The organism is Kitasatospora sp. NPDC059577 (genome assembly GCF_042735475.1).
Lineage (GTDB): Bacteria > Actinomycetota > Actinomycetes > Streptomycetales > Streptomycetaceae > Kitasatospora.
Map to the genome: position 1 here is coordinate 1 of NZ_JBHWBZ010000122.1, position 5,586 is coordinate 5,586.

At 69.0% G+C, this 5,586-nt stretch carries 6 protein-coding genes; 5 read left to right on the forward strand and 1 reads right to left on the reverse strand.

The window, feature by feature from the left end; translation table 11 throughout:
* Positions 1 to 269: helicase associated domain-containing protein (locus tag ACFV0O_RS41050; protein WP_380350054.1), on the reverse strand; the 269-nt coding region annotated here is incomplete at its 3' end.
* Between the two features lie 305 nt (positions 270 to 574).
* Here ACFV0O_RS41050 and ACFV0O_RS41055 point away from each other — a divergent pair.
* The 5 genes from ACFV0O_RS41055 to ACFV0O_RS41075 all read left to right on the forward strand — a co-directional run bounded on the left by ACFV0O_RS41055 (position 575) and on the right by ACFV0O_RS41075 (position 5,490).
* On the forward strand, positions 575 to 2,116 hold the full coding sequence (locus tag ACFV0O_RS41055; RefSeq protein ID WP_380350057.1) for a hypothetical protein: 1,542 nt from the start codon (positions 575 to 577) through the stop codon (positions 2,114 to 2,116).
* A gap of 45 nt (positions 2,117 to 2,161) precedes the next feature.
* Entirely contained in the window at positions 2,162 to 3,034 is an 873-nt protein-coding gene (locus tag ACFV0O_RS41060) for a hypothetical protein (RefSeq protein WP_380350060.1), read from the forward strand.
* The gene (locus ACFV0O_RS41065) at positions 3,015 to 3,632 is read left to right on the forward strand and encodes a HEAT repeat domain-containing protein (RefSeq protein WP_380350068.1); all 618 of its coding nucleotides are present in this window, start codon (positions 3,015 to 3,017) and stop codon (positions 3,630 to 3,632) included. Before ACFV0O_RS41060 ends, ACFV0O_RS41065 begins: the two co-directional genes overlap by 20 nt.
* Before the next feature lie 616 nt (positions 3,633 to 4,248).
* Positions 4,249 to 4,989 carry a hypothetical protein gene (locus ACFV0O_RS41070; RefSeq protein ID WP_380350063.1) on the forward strand — a complete coding sequence of 247 codons (741 nt, stop codon included), beginning with the start codon at positions 4,249 to 4,251 and terminating at the stop codon, positions 4,987 to 4,989.
* A gap of 24 nt (positions 4,990 to 5,013) precedes the next feature.
* Complete coding sequence (locus tag ACFV0O_RS41075; RefSeq protein ID WP_380350065.1) at positions 5,014 to 5,490, forward strand: GNAT family N-acetyltransferase; 477 nt, start codon at positions 5,014 to 5,016, stop codon at positions 5,488 to 5,490.
* Positions 5,491 to 5,586 lie beyond the last annotated feature (96 nt).

Consider the following 5,586-nt stretch of genomic DNA (forward strand, 5'->3'; position numbering starts at 1 on the left):
ATCCCGAGCGCGTCCAGCATCTCCACCCGGTATGACGCCAGATCACCATTCGCATTTTCGCCTCGTCGGTCCGACAACCACTTTCCAAGCGGGTAATTCCCATTCTCCCCGACCATCGCGGAATAAGGAACGTCAAGCCCGCCGGTCCCCTTGAACCACCGCCGCGCGTGACCAATCCCCTCACGCCACAGCTGCGTCTCCCCGACCAGCACCCGCGACGCGATGAACAGCGCCAGCACGTTCTCATCCACCGGCGTCTGGAACCGCACCGGCAACGTGAAAGCCCCCGCCCCAGCCTCACCGACACCACTCTCACCAGGACCGGAAGCCGCCTCAGCGCTGTGCTGCAAATCTGCGGTTTGTTGTCACTGGGGAGCGGGTGGGTGTCACCAGCTCGTCGCTGGGGCGGCGTGTGGGATCAGGGGTGCCAGGTGCCACAGGGATGCGGATGTGTGGTGACGTTATGAGGCGCTGCCCGGTGACATTCTGATGCAGATCCCTATGCGGGTCGTCGGTCCGATAGGGCCCAGGTCCTGGAGGACGGGCTGTCTGGCCTGGCAGTCATACTCCGGGCATGATCAGCGATGATGCAGCCCGTTTGGAGAGTCTGCCTCCTGCCGCGCGGGCACTGTTTGCCGGTACCGACTGGAGCGCACTGCGCCACGTCTGTACTGGCATGCACGGTGTACCCGACACACCGGACATCCTGCTCGGCCTGCTCGACAATGACCCGGCCCGCCGTGTCCGGGCCGTGCACAACCTCGACAACCTGGTGTTGCACCAGGAGACCGTCCACGCCGCCACCGCGCCCGCGGCCCGGTACGTCGCCGCGGTCCTCGGCGATCCGCGTACCTGCACCGAAGCCCTGTGGGAGGGGCGGCCGGGCCGTCGGCCGCTGCGCGCGGAGCTTTTGAACTGGCTGGGCCGGTTCGCCGACACGGTGTCCTGTCCGTCGTACGAGGGCCCTGGTGCGTCCGGTCACGTCGCGGCGAGCCAGGCCGTGCGGCTCGCGCTCCACGCCGACATCGCGGTCTTCCTGGACGATGCGGACCCGAGCGTGCGGGAGGCCGCTCTCGCCGCCGCCGCCCTGCTGCTCGCTGCTCCGGAACTCGTGCATCACATTCCGGCGACTGCGCCAGCCGTGCGCCGGATCCTGGCTGTCAGCGCGAACTCCCGCTACCGGTGGATCGCCCGTCGTTGCCTGCAGGCCTGGGGCCAGGACATCGACGACCTGACCGCGAAGGAGGAAGTGCTCTGCCGCGCCGAACGAGAGGCAGCCACCGTGGCCGAGGACCCCTGGGCCGACCCGCAGGCCTCGGCGGACGCCCACCTGTGGCTGGCCGAACGCCCCGAGGACACCGCGGAGCCGACCTGGCTCGCACGCCGGCGGACGGGAGAACTCCAACCTGTCCAGCGGCCCGAACCCGTGCCGCAGCCCGGCCCTGCCGACCTAGTTGAACGACTTGAACCCGAGCCTGTGACAGAACAGGGGCCGACGGCGGGCAGTCGGGCTGTCGTGATAAGCGAGGGCCGCGCCCACTGGACGTTCACCCCGTTTGTCGGGGTCGGGCCCGTGCATTTCGGCATGAGCCCGCAGGACGTGGAGCAAGCCCTCGGCGACGAGGCGCCGAACAGCAGGTGGCAGCACTCACCGGGCAGTGGACCCCGACTCCGGGAAGCTCACTTCCCTGCGCTGGGCGTGAGCACCTACTACGAAGGAACCGAACCGGGCCTGGCTTGCGTGGCCGTCGACGCGCGAACCGGCCCCCAGGTCGTGCTGGAGGCACGCCGCTGGTCGGGCGTGTGCCCTCCGAACTCGAACGGTGGCTGCTCGACCGCGGGATGCAAGAGGGCGGCCTGGTCTACACCCACACGGGAGACCCGGGATCGCGGAAGCTGGGACTCGTGCTGCGCGCGCAGCGGGCCGAAGACGTCGCCCTCTCCCGGCCGGTGTTCATGCCTTATCACTGGGTGGTCGCCACCTGGGACCACCTCCCGGGCACCGAGTGGTCCACCTTTTGAGGCCCGCGGCCCAGTCGACACCGGGTTCTGCTTGCCGGTGCCGACTTGCAGAACCGGGATCCGGAGGCCGCTACCCACGGGGTGGTGGCCTTAATGCTTCTCCAGTGAGGGCCATGAGGCTCACTGATTCAATACCGGGGTGGTGGACTGGGCACGCATACGCGACAGCAGATTCGATGTCGATCGCGTCCCGGCGCTCCTGGCGCAGCTGGAGCACCGGGACGACGCGGATGCGTGGCAGGAGCTGGGCTGGCGGCTCGTCCTCGAGGGCGACCTGGTCTTCCCGGCCGGCTTCGCCGTCCTGCCGCAGCTGGTGCGCCTCGCGCCGCGCAGCGTGCAGGCGCGCGCCTTGGCGGGGCGGATCCTCGAGCGCGCGGCCGGGCACCACGGCTGCGACGACCTGCTGGCCGACTGCGCCGGCACGATCGAGGAGTTCGGCGAGGCGCTGGACCGGCACCTGCGGTCGCGGCCGGCCGACTACCTCGTCTCCTTCCGTGCTCTGCTCGCCGTCGCGCAGGAGTACCACTGGGCGAACGCTCTGGAGGGCTTCACGGACGACATCTACGAGCTGGAATGCCCGCACTGCGCTGTGGCGATGAAGATCGTCGTCGGCCGGTTCGGGTGCTACTCGCAGGTGTGGGACGGCGACGAGGAGCTGCGACGGGACCTGCGACGGGACCTGCGACCGGCCGTTGCCGAGGAACTCACCAGTACCGGCCAGTGGATGCACCGGACCGCGGTCCGCGACGGGCAGGCGGTGCTCGCCGACGGGATCGCCCACCTCTTCGGCGAGGCGGAATGCCCGGTGTGCGCCAGCGTCTTCAACATCGCGGACGAGTACACCGACGCCAACCGTCCGGCCGTGTTCATCGATCGGGTCCCCTCCTCGGCCCAGGACACCGGAGCGGGCGCATCCCCCAGCTGCCTGGCAGGCGGTGTCGGTAGGGGGCCTACGCTGCGCCGGGAACGAAGCCGAGCAGACAGGGACCGTGATGGTGTTGACGTTGGATGAGGCCGTGGAGCAGCTCGGTCACCGGTTGTCGCCGAAGCGGCGTTGCGCCGCGACGCGGCTGCGCCGACTTGCCGATCCCGCAGCGGGTCCGCCGCTCCTGGAGGCCCTTGAGCGGGAGGTTCGTGACTCCCGTACGTGGGAGACCCAGTACCAGATGGTCATGGCACTGGGGATGTGCGGTCACCGCCCCGCGCTCGGCCTACTCCGGGACCTTGCTCAGCGCCCGTTCGAGGCGACCATGGTGTACACCGCGCTCGGCGACGCCATCGTGCGGCTGAGCGCACTCGCGGCCACAGGCGACTCCCTGCGCTGGTGCCTGGACAGCGGTACCCCGATGCTTGCCGACGGCGCGTTGCGTGCCGTGGCGATGCAGCGGCTGTGCCCGGACACGGCCACGATCGACCACGTCCTGGGCTTCCTTGAGCCTTTGGGCCCCCACGACGGTCTCCGGTTCTGGGCCGCGGCTGCCGCAGCGGGTTGGCCGAGGCATCAGGTCACGAGGTTTCTCCACGAGTGCGCAGCCGGTCCCCGGTCCGATGTGGCCGGTGCAGCCGCCTCGTCCCTGCAGGGCAAGTACCAGACCTACTCGCCCTTGTAGCAACCCGGCGACAACCTCGGCGACGGCCCTCAGAACAGGGACACGATCGTGTGGCGCGGTGTCCTTGAGCGCGACGGATGACGATCATTACGGCTGCGATGGCCACAATCAGCATGCCGGACACAGGCACGAGGGCCCAGGCGTTGAGGTTCATGGTGGTCCCTTCGGCTGCGCTGCCCCCGTTGAGCGGCTCTGGAGACAAACTGACATGTCGGAGCAGGGCCCACGAAGGCCCGCGGGATCACCTGGATCGGGCCGACAAAAAGCCAGCTCATGCGGGTATCTCTTATAACTGGATGGATCGGATGGATCCGGATGAAGTGGAAACACGCAGGTGAGCAAGACAGCGGAATTGAGCCCAGGACGGGCCGCGCTGTGTGAGGCACTGCGGGAGCTGGAGCGCAAGGCACTTCAGGGCAGGAATCAGACAAATACGATCACGCTGGCCAACCAGGAGCTAGCGAAGCGACATCATCGGTCCCGGCTCTCGACCACCACGGTCGGCAACTGGATCACGAGCGGCGCCCCGGCCACGGCTGTGGAGCAGCGGAGATGGGCATAGGAGTAGGCCCTGGAGATCGTCGCGACGGATGCCCGCGCGGCGGTCATCGACGTCGTGGCGGCCGCGCTGGAGGACCTCCGCGCGGACGGTCAAGAGGTGAGGCTCGGGCCGCTGCTGTGGCACCTGGCCGACGGGCTGCGCGGACGGGCACGAGGCGACGAGGGCGTGAACGTTCTGGTGGGGGCCGCCGAGGCTGTCTCCCTGGCGCTGGCGGCCGAGCGCAGCGCCTGGGGACGGGACGACGTCGTGCGGATCACCGGCGGCGAGTACCAGGGCCGGGCCGGGCTGATCGACGTCCCGGTATGGCAGCCCGACCACGACGGCCAGGACATCGAGCCGGGCCTGCCCCGTGCCTACCGGGTCCGGCTGGACGGGGCGGTAACCGCGGACCTGCCGGCCGGGCAGCTACGCCTCGCGGCACCGGAGTCCGACCCGGACGTCTACATGGCCGTCGCCTTCCCGAGCGTGTGGGTGGGTGCGTGGTGTGGGGAGACCGGCTGGTGCGCTGGCACGCCGAGCGCCGCTGCCGGGAGTGGGCGCCGCTGGACCTCGACCCAGACCCGCCTGCATGAATACCTCCGCTCACGAGCCTGGCGGCCCTCCTCCGGCCCCTGGATGCTGAGCCTGCTTTCCGGTCCGGAGGCCCGGCGCGGTTGGGAGCAGGGGCGGGGAGATGGGCTCGGAGGTGGTGGGGGAGGCCAGGGGAGCTTTGGCAGGAGGTGGCGGTGGCGTGGCTTCCCAGGCGCAGACGGGGTCTGCCGCCATTGCTCCGTGACAACTCCGTGGCATGCCTAGCGGGCGAGGGTAGAGGATGCCGGTATGACTACCATTCGCGCTGCCTCCGCGGACGACCTCGTGACACTCGCGGCGCTCACCGCCATCGCGCACAAGGCACATGCCGACAATAGGCCCGACCTCTTCGTTGGAACGCCTTCGCCAGAAGCTCTCGAAGCGCTGCTGATCAGCCAGTTGGCGGATCCTCATGTGACCTTTCTCATCGCCGAGGCACCCGATGGTCAGCCCATCGGCTACGCAATGGCCGAACTCATCGAACGGCACGGCAGCGCGCTCACCGTTGGTGACTCGGTCATCTCGCTTCGGCAGATCGCCGTGGACCCGAGCGTTTCACGAAGCGGCGTGGGCTCGGCGCTGCTGGAGGAGGTGCGTGAGATCGGACGGGCCGCCGGCTGCCGACGACTGGTAACTCAGGTCTGGGACTTCAACGCGGCTGCCCATGCCTTCTACCAGACCTCCGGCCTGAGGCTGACGACCAGGGCGCTTGATCAGGAGCTCTGACTGGGCGTTTCGTCCCTGGTTTCGGGGGTCAGGTTCCGCGCCAGGTCGGGGTGGATTCTCCGGTGAGTCGGCGGGTCATGAGGCCGATCATCGCGA